Origin of the sequence: Streptomyces sp. CBMA156, assembly GCF_014596515.1 — a bacterium.
Classification (GTDB): domain Bacteria; phylum Actinomycetota; class Actinomycetes; order Streptomycetales; family Streptomycetaceae; genus Kitasatospora.
This window is the reverse complement of sequence record NZ_MSJQ01000409.1, coordinates 1-17,773: the sequence shown is the minus strand read 5'-3', so window position 1 is coordinate 17,773 and position 17,773 is coordinate 1. Positions and strand designations below refer to the sequence as shown.

The window sequence follows — 17,773 nt, the reverse complement described above, 5'->3', positions numbered from 1 at the left end:
GGTGCCGCCCGCGCCGGCGGTGCCGCCGAACGTGCCGAACGCGCCGAGCGCCCGGGCCCCCGATGCGACGTAGCCCCAGAGTCTCCGGCGTGCCATCGTCCTGCCCCTCGTGCTTCCCGGCGGCCGTCATCGGTTCCGCGGCCGACCGGGGCGGGCCGTTGTCCGGGCCCTCCCTGCCAGCCTGCGCCTAGGCCGTCCGGGTGACAATCCCGCTCCGGGACGCGGTCCGCCCGCCGGCCCCCGCCGAGCGGCCGGCGGGCACCCGCCGTCCGGCGGGGCCGAGGGGCGGCGTCCTCCTCCTCGGCGCTCGACCGCAGCGGATCCTTCGCAAAGGTTCGTTCGCAAAAAATCCTTTGCAAAGAGTCCTTTGCGGTTCTAGTCTCCTGCCATGACCGAAGAGCAGGGCTGGAAGCACGGCGATGACCAGCGCAGCATCGCCCTCACCGCCGAGAGCATGCGGGCGATGGCGCACCCGGTGCGGCTGCGGGTGGTGGGGATGCTGCGCAAGTACGGCCCCTCCACGGCGACCCGGCTCGCCGCGGAGCTGGGGCTCAACTCCGGCGCGACCAGCTACCACCTGCGCCAGCTCGCCGCCGCGGGCTTCGTGGAGGAGGACGAGGCACGGGGCAACGCCCGGGAGCGCTGGTGGCGTTCGGCCCACCGCGTCACGGTCTGGACGGTGGACGACATGGCCGACGACGAGCTGGGCGAGGCCGCCGGCTACCTCCGGTCCGTTCTGGCCGCGCACACCCTGGCGGCCGAGCGCTCGCTGGACGCCTTCGAGGCGCTGCCGCGCGACTGGCGCAAGGCCGTGAACCTGAGCGACCTGGTGCTCCAGCTGACGCCCGCCGAGGCCGAGCGGCTGTCCGGCGAGTTGAACGAGGTGATCAGGCGCTACCGCTGGGTGGGCGCCGAGGGGCCGGTCCCGGAGGGATCGGAGCAGGTATCCGTCGTCTTCCACGTCCTGCCGGACGTGCGCGGCGGCACCGACGAGGGGGGAACCACATGACCGGCGGCACGACCACCGTCACGAGAACCGCCGTCGACGGGCCGGGCCGCAGCTTCCGGCCGCTGGCCGGGGTGCTGACCGCCACGGCCGTCTCCGTGACCGGGACGCGCGTCTCGGCCATCGCCCTGCCCTGGTTCGTCCTGGCGACCACCGGCAGCGCCACCATGACCGGACTGGTCGCCTTCGCCGAGATGGCGCCGTACGTGGCGGTCAAGGCGCTGACCGGGCCGCTGGTGGACCGGCTCGGGCCGCGGGTGGTGTCCTGGACGACGGACGCGGTCAGCGCCGTCGCGGCCGGGCTGATCCCACTGCTGCACGCGCGCGGGCTGATGCCGTTCTGGGTGCTGCTGGTGATGGTCGCGGTGATCGGGGCGATGCGGGGCCCGGGGGACCTCGCCAAGTCCGTCATGGTCCCGGAGGCGGCCGACCACGCCCGGGTGCCGATGGAGCGCGCCACCGGACTGTCGGGCGTCACCGAGCGGTTGGCCTCGACGATCGGCCCCGCGGTCGGCGGCGGCCTGGTCGCCCTGGTGGGCCCGCTGGCCGGTGTGGCGGTCAACGCGGGCACCTTCGCGCTCGGGTCGCTGATCATCGCGGTCGCCCTGCCGCGCGGCATGGGGCGCTCGGCGGTGCCGGTCACGGACGCCGGCCCGGCCGAGCAGGAGCAGCCCGCGGGCTACTGGCGGATGTTCCGCGAGGGATTCACGTTCCTGCGGTCGGAGCCGCTGCTGCTCACCGTGATCGTGATGATCGGCATCACCAACCTGATCGACGCCGGATTCGTCAGCGTGCTCGTCCCGGTCTGGGCGCGGGAGTCGGGCAACGGCCCGGCCGGCATCGGCCTGACCGCCGCGGTCATGGGCGGCACCGCGGTCCTCGGCAGCCTGATCGCGGCGGCCGTCGCCTCCCGGCTGCCGCGTCGGACGGTCTTCTTCGCCGGCTTCCTGCTCTGCGGTGCGCCGCGCTTCCTGGTGCTCGCCCTGGGCGCGCCCATGTGGGTGGTGCTCACGGTCTTCGCGATCGGCGGCTTCGGCTCCGGCTTCCTCAACCCGATCCTCGGGGCGGTGCTCTTCGAGCGGGTGCCCCGCCACCTGCTCGGCCGCGTCCACGCCCTCAGCGGCTCCCTGTCCTGGGCCGGCATCCCGCTCGGCGGGCTCGCCGCCGGCGCCTCGATCGCTCTGGTCGGCCTGATACCCAGCCTGATCGCGGCCGGTGCCGTGTACTTCGCGACCACGACGCTGGCGGGGCTCCGGCCCGAGTGGCGCGAGATGGACCGCCTCCGGGGCGGCGCCTCCGGCGAGGCCGCCGTCGCGCCGGAAACGGCTCACACCGCCTGAGCCCCCAGGGCCGGTCAGCGGGTCCGGCCGGCTGCGTGGTCGGCGGTCGGAGCGGCCTCGCCGGTCGGCCGGTGGCCGGCCCAGTGGAGCAGCAGCAGGCTGACGAGGGCCGCGAGGGTGCACCAGGTGGAGACGAAGGCGAGATGCCAGAGCAGGGCGCAGCCGATGGCGCCCGCGCCGGTGAGGACACCGAGACGGCGGAGCAGCCGGTCGCCGCTCAGCAGGAGGGAACCGACGGTGGCGAGGAGATAGCCGGCCAGGAGGAGGGCGGGGTGCGGGATGCCGATGGCGTAGCCGAGGGTGTGGCCGTGCGCGGTGGCCGTCACCGGGCGGGAGGCGACGGCCGCGGCCAGCGGAACGGCGACCACCGCGCCGAGCAGGGTGAGGCCGGCCGGCACCCGTCGCCGCGGCCCGCGGGTCGCGCACCACACGGCGGCGGGGACGAGGACGGGCAGCAGCGGGAGGGCGATCACCGCCCAGGCGGTGCGGGCCGCTCCGGCGAGCCCGTCCGACAGTCCGCCGTCCGTGCCGAGCCAGACCAGTGCCTCGATCAGCTGGTGCACGCCCAGCACCAGGGGGAGCGCGGCGAGCGGCAGGCGCTCGGGCCGTCCGGACCGGTGGGCGCGGACCAGGCAGGCCACCCCGACGCCCGCGACCAGCCCTCCGGCCACGGCGTCCGCCTGCGCGCTCCAGCACATGGGGGCCTAACCGCTGCTCCCGGGGCGGCCGTCCTCCTCGGACCCGCCCGTCGGCCTGTCGGCCGGCTTGTCCGGCGCATCGGGCCCGTTCGGCCCGTCCGTGGACCGTTTCCCCGGTGTGTCCGCCGGTTCCGGTCCGTCCTCCGGCAACGCCCCGATGGTCTCCAGGGTGTCCCGGACGGTTCCGGGCAGCGCCGGATGGCGGCCGATCACGATCACCCCGGTCACGATCGCCAGCAGCCCGACCGACTGCCAGGCCAGCGCGCCCGGGGTCACCCGCAGCCGGTCGCCGAGGAAGCCCACCGCGCACGCGATCCCGGCCAGCGGCTGGGCGGCGGTCAGCGCCGGCAGGGACATCCGCAGCGGCGCGGCCTCGAAGGCGCTCTGCACCAGCAGCAGTCCGACCACGCCCGCCGCCACCACCGCGTACGGCTGCCAGCTGCGCAGCACCACGGCCAGGCCCTCGTGGTCGAGCCGCTGGGTGGTGGTCCTGGTGAGCGCGTCCTGGAGCCCGTAGAGCAGTCCGGCGGCGAGCGCCAGCAGGGTCGCCTCCTCGAACAGCGGCAGCCGCCGGGCCAGCGAGACCAGCAGCAGGACCAGCCCGACCACGGTGCCGACCACCAGCCAGTGCCGCAGCTCCCCGGCCGGTGGCCCGCCGCCCGTCGGACGCCCGGCCACGATGAAGACCGTCACCCCGAGGGCCAGCAGCAGCACCCCGGCCCAGCCGGAACGGCCCAGGGTCTGGCGGGTCAGCACCCGGGCCAGCGCCATGGCGAAGATCAGATTGGTGGCCAGTAGTGGCTCGACCAGCGACACCTCGCCCTGGTTGAGCGCGAGCGCGGAGAGGATCAACCCGCAGACCATGAACCCGGTGCCGAGCAGCCACTGCGGCATCCGCATCAGGTCCAGCAGCAGCCGCCAGCGCAGCAGATCGGAGCGCGGGGCTTGCTGCGCCGCGTGCTGCTGGAGGACGAAGCCGAGCCCCAGGAAGCACGCCGCGCCGAGAGCGAGGAGGAAGACCGCCACGGAGGGACCACCAGGTTGTCGCTGTCCGCGCCGTGCCGACGGGTCCGAGGGTGGGTCGGCCGTCGCGGCCGCTCCCGTCAGCCTACCGCCGGGGCGATGGCCGGGCCGGTCGCACCACGCGCGTGGTGCGGCGACCGCGGGGCCTTCCGGCAGCGCTTGCCGCCGACGGCGGGGCAGGCGCACGCTGGTGTGAGCGGCCGCCGCGGGTCACCGTCCGTGCCGGTCCGGACAGGCGGGCGACGGGGGCCGGCGCCAGGAGGTGTGGCATGCACAACCAGTGGGACGTGGAGCTGAGCTTCGAGGAAGACGGTGTGCACACGGCGTGCGAGGCCAGGCTGACCGGTGCGCGGGCGCCGGGCCTGAGCGCGCGCGGCGAGTCCGAGAAGAGCGCGGACGACCGTCCGCTCGCCAGGATCGGCGAGGAGGTCGCCGCCTCCCGGGCCCTGGAGGAGCTGTCCCGCAAGTTGCGGGTCCAGGCCACCGGGGAGATCGACGACGAAGGGCACCGCCCGGGCTACCTGATCTACTGAGTCCACCGACCGCCGACCGGGCGCGAGCACGTGTGCCGACCCGATGGCGCACTGCCTTGTCAGGGCAGGGAGTTGTGTCGTGCCAGGGTTTCGCGGTGGTGGAACCCGGTCGCGGGTCGACGTTGTGTGACTCCATTGCCGGAGCGTCGCCGCAGCCCCCGGCACCCGTCCAACGGCCGTGCGCGGAAGGGTCGGTAGCCGCTGCTGAACGCGAATCGGCAGTCGAGCGGCGTCAGGGAGCTTACGGCGAAGGGTGTATCCGGCCAGGGAGATGGGCGAGCGGCTCCAGCTGGTGCCCACTGCGCGTACCGGCAGCGAGCCGGACCACGCCTTGGCGCTTGGCCGGCTGCGGATCCGGCGAGGGCCGGCCGGTCGGCGCCCTTGCGCGTGCTGCTGGTGTCACCGGGGGCGGAGGGCGTCGTCGGGCCCGGCGGTGCGGTAGGTGCTGCTGGCCACCTCGCGGGCGGGGACGTCTCAGCCGAGCCGCCGCCCGGGGCCTGGCGGTCCGGCTCGGCCGCCCGGCGTTCGGCGAGCCGGACCGTCTCGGCCGTCCCCGGCCGTGCGGCGGCCCGTGCGCTGGAAGTCGGGCCGGCCGACTTCCAGTGGGGGTGGAGTGGGAGTGGTTGTCGGGGTGGGTCAGGGACTGGTCAGGGGCGGTGGCTGGGGGCCAGGAATTCGGTGAGGCGGGTGTTGACCGTGGGGGCGGCGGCCATGGGGAGGTTGTGGTGGGAGACGCCGGGGAGGACGGCGACGTCCGCCGCCGGGAGGACGCGGCGGGCGGTGGCGGCGACGCGGGCGGCTGAGTGGGGGCGACTGTGGGCGGCGAGGAGGGTGAGGACGGGCATGGCGAGGGTGCGGAGGCATCCGGGAGAGGGGCGGGGGCCGGTGACGACGCGGGAGGCGGGGAAGCCGGCGTGGCCGAGGGCGTACAGCTCGCGCCAGTCGGGGTCGGGGCGGGGCGTGTCGCCGGTTTCCCAGTCGAGGTAGGCGCGGGCGCGGGCCGGGGTGCGTTGGGGGAGGAAGAGGGGGAGGGCGCGCAGCAGGTAGCCGGGACGGAAGCCGGCGAAGCACTGGGTGGGGTCGAGCAGGGCGAGCCGGCCGACCCGGGCGGGGGCGTGCAGGGCGTACTCCAGGGCGATCCAGCCGCCGTACGAGTGGCCGCAGAGGTCGGCCTGCGGGACGCCGAGCCCGTCGAGGACGGCGTCCAGCCAGCCGAGCAGGCCGGGCACGCCGTCGAGCGCGGCGCCGTCGTGGACGCTGCGGCCGGGGTCGCCGATGAGGTCGACGGCGAGGACGCGGTGTCCGGCCTCGGCCCAGGCGCCGGCGTTGGCGAACCACATGGTGGAGGTGGCGCCGCCGCCGTGCAGCAGGACGAGCGGGCGGCCGTGGGCGGGCCCGCAGGCGTTGATCCGGGTGGTGCCGTGCGCGGTGCGGACGGTGAGCGCCTCGACCGGGACCGGCCAGCGGGCCAGCAGGGCGTCGTAGGCGGCGAGGAAGGGGGCGGGGGAGACGGTGGTGCGGGCGGACATCGGGGCCTCCGCGGATGTGGTGTGATGGCGTGCCGAATCAGCTGAACCACTCGCTGAACGAGTATCGCGTGGAACAAGTATCTCGCTGAGCGAGAGAATAGTGGCACATGCCTACCCGAGGAAGGACGACAGGGTGTCCGAGGTTGCGGAGCCGATGCGGCTGGTCCACCTGCTGCGTGGTCTGACGGTCGAACTCGACCTTTTCGGAGCCGAGTTCGCGGCCCGCAACGGTCTGCATCCGACCGACCTGCGGGCGCTGATCCACCTCCTGGACGCGGCCAGGGCCGGGGAGGTGGTCACCCCGGGCCGGCTCGGCGAGGCGTTGGGGCTGAACTCGGCGGGCACCACCGGTCTGGTGGACCGGCTGGAGCGGCTCGGGCTGATCCGCCGCGAGCGCGACCCGCAGGACCGGCGGCGGGTGCGGCTGCTGGTGGAGGAGCGGGCGGTGGAGCTGGGACAGGGGTTCTTCGGCGGGCTGATCGGCGATCTGGTCGCGGCGATGCGGCAGTTCGGACCGGGCGAGCTGGACACGGCCCGGCGTTTCCTGGAGGCCATGTCCGAGGTGGTGGCGACCGCCAGGAAGGAGTGACCGCCTCGGAACGCCGGGCGGACGCGGGGTGCGCGAGAGGCGGACGCGGGGGCGGTGGGCTACGCGGGCCCGAGGGTCCAGCTGATCGCCGAGAGCGTCGCCATCGACACCAGCGTCGACCAGAGCACCGCGTCCCTGGCCAGGGCGGCGCCCTGCTGGTACTCGCGGGCGTAGGTGTAGACGTTCTGTGCGGTGGGCAGCGCGGAGAACAGCACCACGGTGAGCAGTTGGTGCGTGGGCAGGTGTAGCAGCGGGCCGGCCACGGCGAGTGCGACGAGCGGCTGGATCAGGGTCTTGAGCACGACGGTCAGCCCGACCTCGGTACGGTGCGGGCGGCCGTCCGCCGGCGGGCGGTTGTGCAGCGAGATGCCGAGGGTGATCAGGGCGGTGGGGACCGCCGCGCCGCCGAGCAGGTCGAAGGAACGGTTCAGCTCGGCGGGCAGGTGCACGCCGGTCGCCGAGGCGGCGGCGCCGAGCGCGGTGGCCAGCAGGATCGGGTTGCGCACGGGCAGGGTGAGCAGTGCCCGGCGGCCGGCCGCGCCACCGTCCAGGACGGCCAGGATGGCTGGGGTGACCAGCAGGATCTGGAACAGCACCACGGGTGCCACGAAGGAGGCGTCGCCGAGGACCTGCATGGTCACCGGGATGCCGAGGTTCGCCGAGTTGACGTATCCGGAGGCCATCGCGCCGATGGTCAGTTCGCCCGGCTTGCGGTGGAAGAACAGCCGCCCGGCGAGCAGCCCGAGGCCGATCGTGACGAGGGTGCCGGCCGCGAAGGCGAGCATCGAGGCGTTGGCGAACCGGTCCAGCGGGGTGCGGGCGATCATCAGGAACAGCGCGGCCGGCATCGCCACGTGGAAGACGAACCGGTTGAGCACCGTCTCGGCCTGGGGCCCGAGCAGCCCGCTGCGGCCGACGACGTAGCCGACGCCGGTGAGTACCCAGATCGGCGTGAAGGCGGACAGCAGGGGGTGCAGGGCCGGCATGGTTCCTCGGATCGCTCGGGCGGATCAGCCTGGTGCGACGGGGGTCTCCCGTCGGGGGCGTCAACTCCCGGGCGCGGTACCCCCCGAAGCCGTGAACCCCCGGGGCAGTAAACCAGTGGCCGGAGGCGGGATGATCAACGGGTCTGTCGCGAGCACGCCAGCCGGTACGGCCGCGGCGCTCCGCCGCCCGGGCATACGATGAGCCGATGGAGGACCAGTACCTGAGCCTGTCCGAGGTGGAGGCGATCGCCCGCCGGGCCCATCAGGGGCAGGTGGACAAGAACGGCCACCCGTACGGCGAGCACATCGCGGCGGTCGCCCACGGGACGGCGGCGCGCGGTGGCAGTGCGGCGCAGGTCGCGGCGGGGTGGCTGCACGACACCGTCGAGGACGACCGGCTGAGCCGGGAGTGGCTGGCCCGGGCCGCGCTGCCGGAGGAGACCAAGGCGATCGTGGACGCGCTCACCCGGCGCCCGGATGAGCCGGTCGAGGAGTACACCGGGCGCATCCTGGCCACGCCGGGCGCGCTGCTGGTCAAGCGCGCGGACCTGGCGCACAACTCCGATCCGGTCCGTCTCGCCTCGCTGGACCCGGCGACCGCCGAGCGGCTGGTCGCCAAGTACGCGCGGATGCGCGAGCTGCTCGGGCTCACCGGCGAGCTGTAACCGACAAGCTGTAACCGACGAGCCGTAGCCGACGAGCCGGGCCCGCGGGGGAACCACCACGGAGAGCCGCGGGCCGGGGAACGCACCGCCGGAGAACCCCGAGAGGGCCCGGACCACGCGGGTCGCGCGGGTCCGGGCCCTCTCGGGCACCCCGGTGGTCCCTGTCCGACCCCCGGGGTGAGGGGGAGTGGTCAGGTGACGGGCTGAGGCTGGTGAGCCGATGGGGCCGGCTTAGTACCAGTGGTTGGACTGCCAGAAGGACCAGGCGGCGTTCGGGCTGCCGTAGCGGCTGTTCATGTAGTCCAGCGCCCACTTGATCTGGGTGGTCGGGTTGGTCTTCCAGTCCGCACCGGCCGAGGCCATCTTGGAGCCCGGCAGCGCCTGGGCCAGGCCGTACGCGCCCGAGCTCGGGTTGGTCGCGGTGACGTTCCAGCTCGACTCGTGGGCGATGATCTGGCTGAAGGCGGCCAGCTGGTTGGCCGGGACGATCTGGGCGGCGATGGCCTGCGGGGAGGCGGTGGCGGCGTTCGCGGTGGCGGGCAGGACACCCGCGCCCAGGGCGGTCAGACCGGCGGCACCGGCGAGAATCGCGGCGGAAGTACGCATGCGGAGCTTGAAAGCGGGCATGAAGAACAGGACCTCAATCGGGTTGGGCCGGGTCACTCCCCGCCCTGGACCACGGCCGGACAGGGGCCGGAACGGTCGCGGGGCGTGACTCGGCAGCAAGCCGTTCACCGGCGGGACAGGTGCCGGTGCGGCTGACGACGAGAGCCATTGTTGGCAGACCGGATCGGCCGTCGCCAAGACCCCTTCGTTACGACCCGCGGTCGTACGGAAGAGCCTGCCGTGGATTCGAAGGGGCCACGGCACGGAGCCTGCCGACCGGCGTTGAGCTGCGCGAACGCGGGGGCCGCGAGGACGGGTCCGGCGCCCCGCCGGTGTCTACTACCGTCCGTCGTGGTCGTTGATCACGTGTGAGCGCACTCACCGTCCTGGCCTCCGTGGACGTCACACGCCGGTCCGGGCGCAGCACGTTGGGTACAGGCGATCAACCCCGCGCTGAGACCGGCGCCACACCGTCGCGGTGGTCGGCCGGTCAGTCGGTCGGCCGTGGTCGCGCGGTCGCGCGTGGGTGCAGGCCGCGCCGGGGGTCAGCGGAGGTCGCCCAGTCGCCGGTGCCGGGCGGCCCTGGCCGCGAGCAGGTCCGCTCCGGTGGCCGACGCCAGGCCGCCGAGCGCCGTACTGACGGCCTGCCCGAGCCGTGCGCAGAAGGCCGCCGGCTCCTCGGCGGCGTCCGGCAGCTCCGGGACCACCTCGTCGACCAGGCCGACCTCGGCCAGGTGCCGCGCCCCGATCCCCTGGGAACGGGCCAGCTCGGCGGCGTGCGCACCGTCCCGGTGGACGATCGCCGAGGCGCCCTCCGGCGGCAGCGGCGCCAGCCAGGCGTGCTCGGCGGCGATCACCCGGTCGGCCGGGAGCAGGGCGAGCGCCCCGCCGCCCGAGCCCTGGCCGAGCAGCACCGCCAGGACGGGCGTGCGCAGCGCGAGCAGGGTGGTCAGGCAGTGCGCGATCTCCACCGCGATGCCCTCCAGCTCGGCCTGGGCGGACAGCTCGGCGCCGGCCGTGTCCACCACGGTGACCAGCGGCAGGCCGAGCTGCTCGGCCAGGCGCGCGGTGCGCCGTACGGCCCGCAGGTCGGCGGCGGTGAAGGGGCGCTCGTGCTCGGGGGTCCGCCGCTGCTGGCCGACCACCAGGACGGGGTGCCCGCCGAGCACGGCCAGTGCCCGGACCAGCGCCCCGCCGCGCCCGCCGGGGGCGTCCAGCAGCACCAGCTCCTCGGCGGTGTGCCGCAGCAGCTCGCGGGTGCCGGGGCGGTCGGGGCGCCGGGTGCGGAGGACGGAGTCCCAGGCGTCGGGGCGCCCGGGGGCGGCCGTGGTGTCCGTGCGGGGGGCCGTGGGAGGGGAGGGCGGGGTGGTGCCGAGGACGGCGAGCGTGCGGCGGAGCAGCTCGCGCAGCTCCTGCGGCGGCACCACGGCGTCCACCAGTCCCCGGGCGGCGAGCGTCTCGGCCCGCTGGACGTCCGGCGGCAGCTCCACACCGCGCAGTTCCTCGTACACGCGCGGGCCGAGGAAGCCGAGCCGGGCGCCGGGCTCGGCGAACACCAGCTGGCCGAGCGTGCCCCAGGAGGCGAAGACCCCGCCCATGGTGGGGTTGCGCAGGTAGCTGAGGTAGGGGAGGCCGGCCGCGCGGTGCGCCTGGACGGCGGCGGTGATCCGCAGCATGCAGAGGAAGGCCGCCGAGCCCTCCTGCATCCGCGTGCCGCCGGAGACCGGCAGGGCGAGCAGCGGCAGCCGCTCGGCGGTGGCGCGCTCGACGGCGCGGGTGATCCGTTCCGCGGTGGCGACGCCGATCGAGCCGCCGAGGAAGCCGAACTCGGAGGCGATCAGGGCGACCGGCCGGCCGTCGATCAGGCCGAGGCCGGTGAGGACGGCCTCGTCCAGGCCGGTCCGTTCGCGGGCGCGGTCGAGCGAGGCGCGGTAGCCGGGGTCGGCCTGATCGACGGCCGGCGGCTCGTCCCAGCCGTGGAAGCCGTCCGGATCGACCAGCAGCCCGATCAGCTGGTGGGCCGTCAGTGCCGTGCCCGCGCCCGTACCCATGCCCACCCCGTCGGAGATCGTGCCGGCCTGCCGTGATCCGCCACTCTATGCGGCGCGATCCGGGTGCGGCGAGCGCCGGCACGGGCACGGGGGCGGGCAGCCGGGACGGGCCGACGGGACCGCTCCGGCAGGAGGACGGCGGCGACCCGGCACGTTTCCCCGCCGAGGTCGCGGCCGTCCACGATCCGGCCATCTCGCCTGTGCGACAGGACAGTTGGGGGAATTCGAAGGCCGGGGCGGCGGCGTCGGGTGGATCCGTCTGGCACTTGCTAGGGTCGGAGGCATGGCACCACCGAGCAGCGCCAACCCCCCGGGGAGGCTCCGGCGAGACGCGCAGCGCAACCGCGACCTGCTGCTCGCCGCCGCCCGCGACATGTTCTCCCGGCACGGCCTGGACGTGCCGCTGGACCAGATCGCCAAGGAGGCCGGCGTCGGCAACGCCACCCTCTACCGGCACTTCCCGACCCGCGAGGCGCTGATCGGCGAGGTGTTCGCGGACGCCGGGGCCGGCCTGGCCGCCGCGGGCGAGGAAGCACTCGCCGCCGAGGACGCCTGGAACGGCCTCGAACGGTACTTCGGGATGATCTTCGAGCTGGTCGCCGCCGACCGGGGCATCAACGACCTGGTCACCCAGGCCATCCCGGTCATCCCCGGCATGACCGAGATCAGCCGGCAGCACGCCGCCACGGTCGGCACCCTGATCGCCCGCGCCCAGGAGCAGGGCAGCATGCGCCGCGACGTGGTCACCATGGACCTGCTGTTCCTGCTCGGCCCGCTCTGCCGCGCGCTGCCCGCCGCCACCGAGCTGCGCTCCGACCTCTGGCGCCGCTACCTCGCCCTGCTGCTCGACGGCTTCCGCACCCGGGCCGCCCACCCGCTGCCGGTCCCGCCGGTCGGGGAGGAGCACCTGGACCGGATGTTCGCGGACCTCTGGGAAGCGGACGTACCGGAGCGGCCTGAGACGGTCGAGCCGCCGGAGGCCTGAGCACGCTCCGCCCGCGCCGCATCAGGGACGCGTACGGAACGCCCGGCCCCGCGTCAGAGCCGCGTCAACGAAGCGAAGCCGCACCGGTACCCGCCGCTTTGCTGGGAGGCGGACCGGGCGACGAGACGAGGGACGGGGCCATGACGGACAGTGGTGGTGCGGACGAGGGCCGGATCGTGGTCGGCGTCAGCGGCTCGCTCGGCAGCCTCGCGGCGCTGCACCACGCGGTGGCCGAGGCCCGCCGGACGGACGCCGAGGTGCTCGCGGTGCTCTGCTGGACGCCGCCGGGCGACGAACTCGGGTACCGCCGCACTCCCTGCCCGCCGGTGATCGACGCCGGCCGCGACGCCGCCGTGGCCCGGCTGCGGAAGGCCCTCGACGAGGCCTTCGCCGGTCGCTACGCGGGCGTTCGGCTGCGCTGCCAGACGGTGCGCGGCGACACCGGCCACACGCTGGTGCGGTGCGCCGACCGGCCCGGAGACCTGCTCGTCCTCGGCTCGGGCCGGGAACGCGGCCGCCTCGCCCGGCTGGTGCACCCCTCGGTCACCGCGTACTGCGTCCGCCACGCGTCCTGCCCGGTCCTGGCCGTCCCGCGCCCGCCGTTGCAGCGGGACCTGGAGGAGCTGGAGCGCGGCCACGGACCGGGGGTGCCGGTCGCGGGGAACTGAGGCCGGGGAGGCCGGGGAGACAGGGGAGGCCCGGTGACCGCGTGGAATGCGGGGTTTCCCTCCGATTCGGTGAACGATCACCTGGCTGATACTGTTCTTCTCGTCGCGAGGGAGTGATTCCTCGTCAGGCGTCAGCGGTGCTACCAGAGCACGTCCTACTTTCAGTAGGAAGAGTCCGTGCGATCCGGGCCTGGCGCTCCATGGTCGGACGGGGTCCGGCGCCATCGAAACGGCGCCGGGCCCCGTTCGCGTGCCCGGACGCGGGAAGCGCCGGCGCTCAGGACGGCTGGCGGTCGGAGCCCAGTTCGCGGGAGATCCGCAGGCCGACCTGGGCGACCACCGGGCCGAGGGCGCGGACCCTGGCGGCGGTCATCCGCGAGGTGAGGCCGGAGACGGACAGGGCGGCCGTCACCTCGCCGGTGTGGTCGAAGATCGGGGCGGCGACGCAGCGCACCTCGGGTTCGTTCTCGCGGTCGTCGATCGAGTAGCCGCGGGCGCGGATGCGGGCCAGGTCGGCGCGCAGCCGGGGTTCGTCGGAGATGGTCCAGGCGGTCACCGGGCGCAGGCCGGCCGTGACCACCTCGCCGACGGCCTCCTCGGGCAGCCAGGCGAGGATCGCCTTTCCGGTGGCGGTGCAGTAGGCGGGGGCCCGGCTGCCGACCCGTGAGGCCATCCGGACGTTGGTCTCGTCCTCGACCTTGTCCAGGTAGACGATCCCGGGGGCCTGCCAGACGGTCAGGTGGACGGTCTCGCCCGCCTCGCGCTGGAGCCGGCGCAGGTGCTCGGCGGCGACGCTGCGCAGGTCGAGGGTGGTCAGGTAGGCCTGGCCGAGCCGCAGCGAGCCGTGGCCGAGCCGGAACCAGCCGGTCTCGCGGTCCCGGTCGAGCAGGTGCTCGTCGAGCAGGGGGCCGGCCAGCCGCAGCACGGTGCTCTTGTTGAGGCCGAGTCCGTCGGCGAGCTGGGCGAGCGGGACGCCGCGCCCGTCGCTGTGGTCGCGGACGTAGCCGAGGACGGCGAGCGCGCGGCGCAGCGAGGAGGACTGGTTGCGTTCGGTCGCGGGTTTCTTGGGCGCCGTCTCCGTCATGGGTCCGTTCCCTGATCTTGTTCTGCCGGTGTTCCCCCGCGGGTTGGCGGCGGTTGTCAGAACGTACCCGTTCGCGACCTGATCGCCGTATCTTCGATACAACGTTGTGCAGTGCAAAACTTTGGTCAATCCCCTCTTGTTGGGGCGGATCGCCCCCGCCTAACGTCCCTGCCATCGAGCAGGCGACGTCGCCCCACCCGAGCACTGCGCCCTGCCGTACCCCCACCACTTCACCCACCATCGGCCCCGGTCAGGGCCTGCTTCGACGCGCCCGCCCCCCGCGGTGCGCGTCTCGGCGGCAGCTGTCGGGAGGGGAGGTCTCCACCATGCGAAACTTCGGACGGACCGCCGCAGCCGTCGTGCTCGCCGCCGGCTGCCTGGCCGCCACCGCCTGTGCCCCCGGCACCGCCTCACCGGCGAGCGGCAAGGCCACCGACGAGCGGACCGGCACCATGCAGGTCTGGCTGTACAACGAGGCGGGCAACGCGGCCAAGGAGGCCGTGATCACCAAGGCCGTGACCGAGTTCCAGGCCTCCCACCAGGGCGTCACGGTCAACATCAGCTACATCGACACCGACGCCTCGGCCCGCGCGGCCAAGATGAAGGGCGCCTTCAACGACCCGAACAGCGCCCCCGACCTGGTCGAGTTCGGCAACACCGACCTGCCCGGCTACGTCGCCGCCGGCGGCCTCGCCGACATCACCGCCGAGCTGGACGGGTGGAAGGACAAGGGCGACCTCGACCCGGCGATCGCCAAGACCGCCGTCGTGGACGGCAAGACCTACGGCGTGCCCTGGTGGGTCGGCGTGCGCGCGCTGTACTACCGCACTGACCTGTTCACCGAGGCCGGCCTCACCCCGCCGACCTCGTACGCCGAGCTGGTCACCGCCACCCAGAAGATCCACGCCGCGCACCCGGACACCTTCGGCATCGCCGTCGGCGGCAAGTACACCTTCGGCGCGCTGCCCCTCATCTGGGACGCGGGCGGCGACATCGCCACCGCGGACGGCGGCAAGTACAAGGCGGCGATCGACTCGCCCGCCTCGCAGGCCGGGATCAAGCGCTACACCGACCTGTTCGGCCCGGACGGCTGCCCCGCCCAGCAGTGCGCGGACCTGACCGGCGGCAAGATCATCGACCTGTTCGCGGCCGGCAAGACGTCGATGGCGGTGATGCTCAACTCCGCCCGCAGCAAGGTGGACGCGGGTCCGGTCAAGGGCCAGTACGGCGTGGTGCCGTTCCCCGGCGAGAAGCCGGGGTCGATCGCGCCGTCCTTCGCCGGCGGCAACAACCTGGGCGTCATGAAGGCGGCCAAGCACCGCACGCTGGCCGTCGAGTTCGCCGAGCTGCTGGCGAGCCCCGCGTACCAGGAGCAGATGTACGACGCGATGGGCAACCTGCCGACGCTCAAGTCCGTCAGCGGCAAGGTCGCGGCCAAGGACGCCTTCCTGAAGCCGTTCACCGACACCATCGCGGCCGGTACCAAGTTCGTCCCGCTCGACCAGGCGTGGGCGCAGATCGACGCGCAGTCGGTGCTCCCGACCATGTTCCAGCAGGTCGTCACCGGCAAGGCGGACGTCGCCAAGGCCTCGGCCGACGCCGCCGCGCAGATCAACTCGGCCTTCGCCGCGCACTGACGGCCGTCCGCCGGCGGCGGCGTGCCACGAGCCACCGCGCCACAGGGCCCTCGGCGCCGAGACCTTCCGCGCCGGGGCCCTGGGCCCCGAGGCTCTGAGCCCGTAGGCCCGGCGCCCCTCGGCCCTGCGCCCCGAGGCTCCGCGCACGGGCCGCGCCGCCGCCGGCACCGCACCCGCCGGCCACCGGCCGCGTACGGGCGGTCCCACTCCCGGTTCGTCTCAGAGAACAGGTCCCGCACGTGTCCGTATCCACCTCGACCGCCCCGGCGCCGCCTTCCCCGCACAGGCGCCGTGGGGGAAGGGCGCCGGCCGCACCCCCGGGCGGCCGGCGCCGCCGGCCCCCGCTGCTGCTGCTCCTGCCGGCCGCGGTCATCCTGATCCCGCTGGTCGCCTACCCGGTCTACCAGCTCGGCCTGCTGTCCGTCCTGGACTTCGGACAGGCCCAGGCCTCGGGCGGCGTCCCGACCTCCTTCGTCGGCTTCGGCAACTACACGAAGATCCTGGAGGACCGGCAGTTCTGGACGGTCCTGTTCCAGACCATCGGCTTCGCGGCGTTCTGCGTGGTGGCGACCCTGGCGGTCGGCGCCACCCTCGCGGTGCTGCTCACCAAGGTCGGCCGGTGGCCGCGGCTGGTGCTGACCACCGCCGCGATGGCGGCCTGGGCGGCGCCCGCGATGACCGGTTCCACGGTGTGGAGCTTCCTGTTCGACACCAACCTGGGCCTGGTCAACCACACCCTGGAGGGGCTCGGGCTCTCCGGCTTCCACGAGTTCAACTGGTTCTACGACAAGTGGACGGCGTTCCTGATCGTCGGCGCCGTGGTCGTCTGGCACTCCTTCCCGTTCGTGATGGTCACCCTCTACGCGGGCATCCGGGCCATCCCGGAGGAGATCATGGAGGCCGCCGCCCTGGACGGCGCCAACACCTGGACCACCTTCCGCCGGATCACCGCGCCGATGCTGCGCCCGATCCTGACCATCGTGGTGATCCAGTCGGTGATCTGGGACTTCAAGGTCTTCACCCAGATCTACGTGATGACCGAGGGCGGCGGCATCGCCGGCCAGAACCTCGTGCTCAACGTGTACGCGTACCAGAAGGCGTTCGCCTCCTCGCAGTACGGGCTGGGCGCGGCGATCGGTGTGATCATGCTGCTGATCCTGGTGATCCCGACGGTCCTGTACATCCGCACCCTGCGACGGACGGGGAACGAACTGTGAGCACGGCGAACCCCCCGGCCCGCGTGAGGGCGGCCCGGAACACCCGCGGCCGGTGGCGCCTGGCCGCCAACACCAGCGCGATCGTGCTGGCCGTGGTCACGGCCTTCCCGATCTTCTGGATGGTGCTCTCGGCCTTCAAGCCCAAGGGCGAGATCCAGTCGCTCGACCCGAAGCCGTGGACCGCCCACCCCACGCTGGAGAGCTTCCGCCAAGTGCTCAGCGTGGACGGCTTCGGCCGGTACTTCGGGAACAGCCTGGTGATCGCGCTGTCGGTGGTGGTGCTGTCGGCGATCGTGGTCTTCCTGGCGGCGGTGGCCGTGACCAGGTTCAGGTTCAGGTTCCGCACCACCATCATGGTGATGTTCCTGATCGCCCAGATGATCCCGGTCGAGGCGCTGACCATCCCGCTGTTCTTCATGTTCCGCGACGCCGGGCAGGTCGCCCCGGGGATCGGGCTGAACACCCTGGCCTCGCTGATCCTGGTGCAGCTGGCGTTCTCGCTGCCGTTCGGGATCTGGATGATGCGCGGCTTCGTCGCGGCCGTCCCGGTCTCGATCGAGGAGGCGGCGCAGATCGACGGGGCCAGCCGGACCCGCATCCTGTGGCGGATCCTGCTGCCGCTGGTGGCGCCCGGCCTCGCGGCGACCAGCGTGTTCTCCTTCATCGCGGCGTGGAACGACTTCGTCTTCGCCAAGACCTTCATCATCAGCGCCACCGACAACCAGACGCTGCCCTCGGCGCTGCTGGTGTTCTTCAAGCCGGACGAGAACGACTGGGGCGGCATCATGGCGGCGTCCACGCTGATGACCGTGCCGGTGCTGATCTTCTTCATCGCGGTGCAGCGCAAGCTGGTCTCCGGGCTGGCCGGCGCGGTGAAGGACTGACCTCGGACGGTCCGGAGCACTCGGGAGTCCCGCGGCCGGCCGGGACTCCCGCAGTCGTCCGGGGCCCCGGCGGGCCACCGGCCCACCGGCCCACCGGCTCAGGGCCTTCGGCCGTCGCGGCTCAGGCCGCCGCCGCGGAACCGCGGGCCGGGACGGCGACCAGCACGAACTCCGCGCCGGCGTCGTCCCTGACCAGCGAGGTACGGCCGAACGGCGTCGGCACGGGCCCGCCGAGCACGCTGCCGCCGAGGGCGCGCAGCCGGGCCGCCGTC

17 protein-coding genes are annotated in these 17,773 nt (G+C 73.9%); 10 read left to right on the top strand and 7 right to left on the bottom strand.

The annotated features are described in order from the left end of the window. The first annotated feature begins 388 nt into the window (after window positions 1-388). Complete coding sequence (locus BU198_RS36480; protein WP_188301096.1) at window positions 389-1,009, top strand: ArsR/SmtB family transcription factor; 621 nt, start codon at window positions 389-391, stop codon at window positions 1,007-1,009. Continuing rightward, window positions 1,006-2,346 carry an MFS transporter gene (locus tag BU198_RS36475; protein ID WP_188301095.1) on the top strand — a complete coding sequence of 447 codons (1,341 nt, stop codon included), beginning with the start codon at window positions 1,006-1,008 and terminating at the stop codon, window positions 2,344-2,346. Before BU198_RS36480 ends, BU198_RS36475 begins: the two co-directional genes overlap by 4 nt. A 14-nt stretch (window positions 2,347-2,360) precedes the next feature. On the opposite strand, the gene BU198_RS36470 is transcribed toward BU198_RS36475, so the two are convergent. Then, the gene (locus BU198_RS36470) at window positions 2,361-3,044 is read right to left on the bottom strand and encodes a DUF6629 family protein (RefSeq protein ID WP_188301094.1); all 684 of its coding nucleotides are present in this window, start codon (window positions 3,042-3,044) and stop codon (window positions 2,361-2,363) included. 6 nt (window positions 3,045-3,050) lie between these two features. After that, window positions 3,051-4,070: a DMT family transporter gene (locus BU198_RS36465; RefSeq protein WP_317620476.1), complete on the bottom strand. Its 1,020-nt coding sequence runs from the start codon at window positions 4,068-4,070 to the stop codon at window positions 3,051-3,053. Between the two features lie 266 nt (window positions 4,071-4,336). Between BU198_RS36465 and BU198_RS36460 the strand changes: the two genes are divergently transcribed. After that, window positions 4,337-4,600 (top strand): dsRBD fold-containing protein, encoded by a 264-nt coding sequence (locus BU198_RS36460; RefSeq protein ID WP_188301093.1) that lies wholly within the window; start codon window positions 4,337-4,339, stop codon window positions 4,598-4,600. A 647-nt stretch (window positions 4,601-5,247) separates the two neighbouring features. Here the strand turns inward: BU198_RS36460 and BU198_RS36455 are convergent. Then, on the bottom strand, window positions 5,248-6,129 hold the full coding sequence (locus tag BU198_RS36455; RefSeq protein ID WP_188301092.1) for an alpha/beta fold hydrolase: 882 nt from the start codon (window positions 6,127-6,129) through the stop codon (window positions 5,248-5,250). 154 nt (window positions 6,130-6,283) lie between these two features. On the opposite strand from BU198_RS36455, the gene BU198_RS36450 reads away from it, so the two are divergent. Then, window positions 6,284-6,718 carry a MarR family winged helix-turn-helix transcriptional regulator gene (locus BU198_RS36450; RefSeq protein WP_188301099.1) on the top strand — a complete coding sequence of 145 codons (435 nt, stop codon included), beginning with the start codon at window positions 6,284-6,286 and terminating at the stop codon, window positions 6,716-6,718. 59 nt (window positions 6,719-6,777) lie between these two features. Here the strand turns inward: BU198_RS36450 and BU198_RS36445 are convergent, their stop codons facing one another. Beyond that, the gene (locus BU198_RS36445) at window positions 6,778-7,704 is read right to left on the bottom strand and encodes an AEC family transporter (RefSeq protein ID WP_188301091.1); all 927 of its coding nucleotides are present in this window, start codon (window positions 7,702-7,704) and stop codon (window positions 6,778-6,780) included. A 206-nt stretch (window positions 7,705-7,910) separates the two neighbouring features. On the opposite strand from BU198_RS36445, the gene BU198_RS36440 reads away from it, so the two are divergent. Continuing rightward, window positions 7,911-8,369, top strand: a complete 459-nt coding sequence (locus BU198_RS36440; RefSeq protein ID WP_188301090.1) for an HD domain-containing protein — start codon at window positions 7,911-7,913, stop codon at window positions 8,367-8,369. Between the two features lie 231 nt (window positions 8,370-8,600). On the opposite strand, the gene BU198_RS36435 is transcribed toward BU198_RS36440, so the two are convergent. Both BU198_RS36435 and BU198_RS36430 read right to left on the bottom strand, forming a co-directional pair. Continuing rightward, window positions 8,601-8,975: a transglycosylase SLT domain-containing protein gene (locus BU198_RS36435; RefSeq protein ID WP_223245427.1), complete on the bottom strand. Its 375-nt coding sequence runs from the start codon at window positions 8,973-8,975 to the stop codon at window positions 8,601-8,603. Window positions 8,976-9,520: 545 nt separating this feature from the next. Then, window positions 9,521-11,026: a carboxyl transferase domain-containing protein gene (locus BU198_RS36430; RefSeq protein ID WP_223245426.1), complete on the bottom strand. Its 1,506-nt coding sequence runs from the start codon at window positions 11,024-11,026 to the stop codon at window positions 9,521-9,523. A 283-nt stretch (window positions 11,027-11,309) separates the two neighbouring features. On the opposite strand from BU198_RS36430, the gene BU198_RS36425 reads away from it, so the two are divergent. Next, window positions 11,310-12,011: a TetR/AcrR family transcriptional regulator gene (locus BU198_RS36425; RefSeq protein WP_188301088.1), complete on the top strand. Its 702-nt coding sequence runs from the start codon at window positions 11,310-11,312 to the stop codon at window positions 12,009-12,011. 140 nt (window positions 12,012-12,151) lie between these two features. Continuing rightward, window positions 12,152-12,679, top strand: coding sequence for a universal stress protein (locus BU198_RS36420; RefSeq protein ID WP_188301087.1), 528 nt, complete (start codon window positions 12,152-12,154; stop codon window positions 12,677-12,679). A 277-nt stretch (window positions 12,680-12,956) separates the two neighbouring features. Here the strand turns inward: BU198_RS36420 and BU198_RS36415 are convergent, their stop codons facing one another. Next, entirely contained in the window at window positions 12,957-13,763 is an 807-nt protein-coding gene (locus tag BU198_RS36415) for an IclR family transcriptional regulator (protein WP_188301086.1), read from the bottom strand. A gap of 326 nt (window positions 13,764-14,089) precedes the next feature. On the opposite strand from BU198_RS36415, the gene BU198_RS36410 reads away from it, so the two are divergent. The 3 genes from BU198_RS36410 (at window position 14,090) to BU198_RS36400 (ending at window position 17,501) form a co-directional block, all read left to right on the top strand. Beyond that, window positions 14,090-15,400 (top strand): extracellular solute-binding protein, encoded by a 1,311-nt coding sequence (locus tag BU198_RS36410; RefSeq protein ID WP_188301085.1) that lies wholly within the window; start codon window positions 14,090-14,092, stop codon window positions 15,398-15,400. Window positions 15,401-15,639: 239 nt separating this feature from the next. Beyond that, window positions 15,640-16,617: a carbohydrate ABC transporter permease gene (locus tag BU198_RS36405; RefSeq protein WP_188301084.1), complete on the top strand. Its 978-nt coding sequence runs from the start codon at window positions 15,640-15,642 to the stop codon at window positions 16,615-16,617. After that, window positions 16,614-17,501, top strand: coding sequence for a carbohydrate ABC transporter permease (locus BU198_RS36400; RefSeq protein WP_317620475.1), 888 nt, complete (start codon window positions 16,614-16,616; stop codon window positions 17,499-17,501). The genes BU198_RS36405 and BU198_RS36400 overlap by 4 nt, the downstream gene beginning before the upstream one ends. The last annotated feature ends 272 nt before the right edge of the window (window positions 17,502-17,773 follow it).

Bases quoted from the DNA above. Each gene is read 5' to 3' on its own strand.
- BU198_RS36455 (WP_188301092.1), bottom strand. From the start codon at position 6,129: ATGTCCGCCCGCACCACCGTCTCCCCCGCCCCCTTCCTCGCCGCCTAC.
- BU198_RS36420 (WP_188301087.1), top strand. From the start codon at position 12,152: ATGACGGACAGTGGTGGTGCGGACGAGGGCCGGATCGTGGTCGGCGTC.
- BU198_RS36435 (WP_223245427.1), bottom strand. From the start codon at position 8,975: ATGCGTACTTCCGCCGCGATTCTCGCCGGTGCCGCCGGTCTGACCGCC.
- BU198_RS36410 (WP_188301085.1), top strand. From the start codon at position 14,090: ATGCGAAACTTCGGACGGACCGCCGCAGCCGTCGTGCTCGCCGCCGGC.
- BU198_RS36470 (WP_188301094.1), bottom strand. From the start codon at position 3,044: ATGTGCTGGAGCGCGCAGGCGGACGCCGTGGCCGGAGGGCTGGTCGCG.
- BU198_RS36450 (WP_188301099.1), top strand. From the start codon at position 6,284: ATGCGGCTGGTCCACCTGCTGCGTGGTCTGACGGTCGAACTCGACCTT.
- BU198_RS36460 (WP_188301093.1), top strand. From the start codon at position 4,337: ATGCACAACCAGTGGGACGTGGAGCTGAGCTTCGAGGAAGACGGTGTG.
- BU198_RS36445 (WP_188301091.1), bottom strand. From the start codon at position 7,704: ATGCCGGCCCTGCACCCCCTGCTGTCCGCCTTCACGCCGATCTGGGTA.
- BU198_RS36425 (WP_188301088.1), top strand. From the start codon at position 11,310: ATGGCACCACCGAGCAGCGCCAACCCCCCGGGGAGGCTCCGGCGAGAC.
- BU198_RS36440 (WP_188301090.1), top strand. From the start codon at position 7,911: ATGGAGGACCAGTACCTGAGCCTGTCCGAGGTGGAGGCGATCGCCCGC.
- BU198_RS36480 (WP_188301096.1), top strand. From the start codon at position 389: ATGACCGAAGAGCAGGGCTGGAAGCACGGCGATGACCAGCGCAGCATC.
- BU198_RS36475 (WP_188301095.1), top strand. From the start codon at position 1,006: ATGACCGGCGGCACGACCACCGTCACGAGAACCGCCGTCGACGGGCCG.
- BU198_RS36430 (WP_223245426.1), bottom strand. From the start codon at position 11,026: ATGGGTACGGGCGCGGGCACGGCACTGACGGCCCACCAGCTGATCGGG.
- BU198_RS36415 (WP_188301086.1), bottom strand. From the start codon at position 13,763: ATGACGGAGACGGCGCCCAAGAAACCCGCGACCGAACGCAACCAGTCC.